Genomic DNA, 3145 nt, shown 5'->3' on the forward strand with positions numbered 1-3145 from the left:
CAGCGACCATAAGTCCGGCTGCAAAGTGTGGAAGGTTCGATGCCAATTTCCAATGAACGCCTTGAAGCTGCCGCCCGCGCTGTCGGGAAAGCGCTCGGCTATGAATTTGCTGGTAAATCTATTCTGGTAGCTGCCAGCGACGGTGATGCCCGGTGTCGCCATTGGGAGAACCTAGCCCGCGCTGCCTTGAACGCGCGATCTCCACGTTTGCGCCAATCAGCCCACTAACCACAAGAGGAGCGACGAGAGATGCAGCGCATCAAGATATGGACCTTCCAGGAAATAAACTTCCGTGGCCTCCCGGCCAGCGCGCCGGTCTGCGTTCATGTGGAGGCCGACGGCCCCTTCGACATTGGCAACGGCTGGTCCGCGTATGTGGTGACCGCGCCCAACGCGCAGATCTTCGTTGCCGAAGGCATGACGGGCGCTCTGATCGGCGGAAGCCTGGACGAGGTGCGCACTGACATGGCCACGGCGGACCCTGTCATCCTGTCCGAACAGGAGGCGATGGTCCGTGAACTCGGCCCCAAGGCTAAGGAAATCACCCTGGACGAGTGGTGGTCTAAACTGGGCTGCATGCCCAAGGCGGCCTAGCCGCAAACGGAGCGACCAGCGATGACAGAGGAACTACGGCCTCCCCGCGTGATCAGCATATTGTCGGTTGCCTGGCGGAATGGGACTACAGCGCCGCCAGCCAACATGGACACTCTTGATGGTCGGACTCTCTGGACTTGCACGGTTCTCGACCGTCGCTTCGAGCGCCAAATCGTAGCCGAGCACTGTCCCTCTTATCCTCTGGGTAGTGGGTGGTCCTATTGTTGGACGTCGAAAGGCCCGCAGCCAAAAGTTTGGGCTCCGGAGCGAAAAGCTAAGTTCCGTCGGGCGAATCTGAGGCGGCGGCTCGAAAAGAAATATCCTTTGTTTGCAGATCAGTTTGAAGCGGAGGAAATTGAGCGTCGGCCCAACTATTTCGATCCTGACGCCATCGCCGCTGGAACGGATATGCGGCGCTTACAGGAACCAGGCTGCATGGGTCACAACGGTGGCCCGGCGCTGCATATCTGACCACATGAGGAGCGGGCAGGGCGTTCCGTTGCGATATCGAAGTGCGAGTGCCATCTTGCCTATAGTAACTACGACGGACCGCCGAGTATGGATCTAGAAACGCTACCGACTATTCGCATGGGGGCAATGGAACTTCGGATTTTCGAAGCCTTGCGGGCCAAGGCTGGCGCGATTGCCTCGCGCGACGAGCTTATCGATGCGGCCGACTGTGGTTCGGAAAAGCCGGATACCGTTCTTCGCATCATGCTGTCACGCATCCGCAATCGGTTCCGGCGGCTTAACCTCCCTGATCCGATCGTCAACAGCTATGGGCAAGGCTATCGCCTGAATTCTTCTGCGCTGACGGTGCTCGTGGTGATCTCCGCTAAATCGGCGGCACGACAGCGCCAGTTGGTCGAAGAGTTTTCGTGACGTCACGAAAACTCGCATAGGTCAGGGTATCGGGGCTTTTTCGAAACAACCAAGAAGAAAGACTTTTCGTGACGTCACGAAAACCCCAGACCAACCGCAGAACCGGCCGGCCACCGAAGGGCTATGTCCTAACGGATGCGGAGCGCCAGGCGCGGCGGCGCGAGAAGGTTGAGACTGATAAGGCGCAGCTTGCGTTAGCGCTCTTCAAGGCTAAAGACGCCGGCGACTGGAACGCCGTGGAGGCGATTGCGCGCAGTTTGCTGAGGCTCTGAGGGCGAAGCGGGGCGTTCAAATAGGTCAATAATGCTGTCGCATAATCCTCATTATCTTTGAATCGGCTATCTTACATATGATGCCGATCTAGCTTTCCGCAGAAACCGGCGGCGCGGCAGCGTGCACCCACGTAGGACCTTTGCTAAGGTCATGGAAACCAACCTCGACCCGACGGGGCGACGGGCTGTTGAATGCTGAGCGCAAAGTGCGACGGTGGCCAAAGATTGTGATGTTCCCAGCCAAAGTGCCGAGGGCGAAAGGAGGACGTCTAGACAAAGTTCAGTTGCTGGCGGAAATTGTGAGGCGCAGCCATCATCCAGGCTTGTCATACAATGGTAAAAAGCAATCTATTTTTTACGATTGAGCCGCTATTTTCGTTAAATTTAATCATTGATTAACCTATTCGCTAACCCTAGGAGTCCGCTTGGGGCAATTGCACCGGGGGCGGTGCAGGGTTACGGCGGGTTTGGTGATGGTTGAGGCAGGCGTGGGAATCCAGGCGGAACAAGATTCCGGCCTGTTGAGCTTGGTTATTCTGGCGCAATTCCTGGGGTTAGGCCTCTCGCCGGAGCGGTTGCGGGCGCAGGTCGGGGCAGATGGGGTGCTGGCGCGGCACGAGGTGGTGCGGTTGGCGCGGCAGGTGGGGTTTCAGGCGTCGGATCGCAAAAGCGTTTGGAAAAGGTTAACGGGATTGCGGTTGCCCGCGTTGATCGAGCGGCGCGATGGGACGTTTTTTCTGCTCGCCAAACTCTCCGAGCGCGATGCGCTGATTCAAGACCCGCTGGTCGGCGCGCCGCAGACGCTGAGCCGGACCGAGTTTGAGGCGGCGTGGTCGGGCAGAGTGATCGAGGTGACGCGGCGGGAAAGCTCGGCGGAGGCAACGCCGGGCTGGTTTAACGTCGGCTGGTTTTTCAGCATCGCGCGTAAATACGCCAATCTCTTTAGCGAAGTCCTGCTCGCAAGCTTTTGTTTGCAACTCTTCGGGCTGGTCTCGCCGCTGCTGTTCCAAGTGGTGATCGATAAGGTTTTGGTCCACCGCTCGCTCTCGACCCTCGATGTGCTGATTTTGGCGATGGCGGCCCTCACCCTGTTCGAGGTGCTGCTGACGGCGCTCCGAACCTACACCTTCAGTCACACGACGCGGCGGATCGACGTCGAGCTTGGCGCGAAAATGTTCCGGCATTTGATGGGGCTGCCGCTGAGCTATTTTGAAGCGCGCCGCGTCGGCGATACGGTGGCGCGGGTGCGGGAGCTTGAAGGCGTGCGCGCCTTCCTGACCGGCTCGGCGTTAACCTTGGGGATTGATCTCTTCTTCACCATCGTCTTCTTCGCGGTGATGTGGATGTATAGCCCGGTGCTGACGCTGATCGTGGTGGGCTCGCTGCCGCTCTATGTG

4 protein-coding genes are annotated in these 3145 nt (G+C 58.7%); all 4 read left to right on the forward strand.

What is annotated here, in order from left to right; translation table 11 throughout:
- Window positions 1-249 precede the first annotated feature (249 nt).
- Window positions 250-594, forward strand: coding sequence for a hypothetical protein (locus tag ACIQ36_RS19610; RefSeq protein WP_395832494.1), 345 nt, complete (start codon window positions 250-252; stop codon window positions 592-594).
- A 558-nt stretch (window positions 595-1152) separates the two neighbouring features.
- The gene (locus ACIQ36_RS19615) at window positions 1153-1476 is read left to right on the forward strand and encodes a helix-turn-helix domain-containing protein (RefSeq protein ID WP_395832496.1); all 324 of its coding nucleotides are present in this window, start codon (window positions 1153-1155) and stop codon (window positions 1474-1476) included.
- A gap of 68 nt (window positions 1477-1544) precedes the next feature.
- Window positions 1545-1748 (forward strand): hypothetical protein, encoded by a 204-nt coding sequence (locus ACIQ36_RS19620; protein WP_395832498.1) that lies wholly within the window; start codon window positions 1545-1547, stop codon window positions 1746-1748.
- Window positions 1749-2221: 473 nt separating this feature from the next.
- A partial coding sequence (locus tag ACIQ36_RS19625) for an ABC transporter transmembrane domain-containing protein (RefSeq protein WP_395832500.1) occupies window positions 2222-3145 on the forward strand: 924 nt, incomplete at its 3' end.

It is taken from the genome of Elstera sp., assembly GCF_044372965.1.
Lineage (GTDB): Bacteria > Pseudomonadota > Alphaproteobacteria > Elsterales > Elsteraceae > Elstera.

Bases quoted from the DNA above. Each gene is read 5' to 3' on its own strand.
- ACIQ36_RS19610 (WP_395832494.1), top strand. From the start codon at position 250: ATGCAGCGCATCAAGATATGGACCTTCCAGGAAATAAACTTCCGTGGC.
- ACIQ36_RS19615 (WP_395832496.1), top strand. From the start codon at position 1,153: ATGGATCTAGAAACGCTACCGACTATTCGCATGGGGGCAATGGAACTT.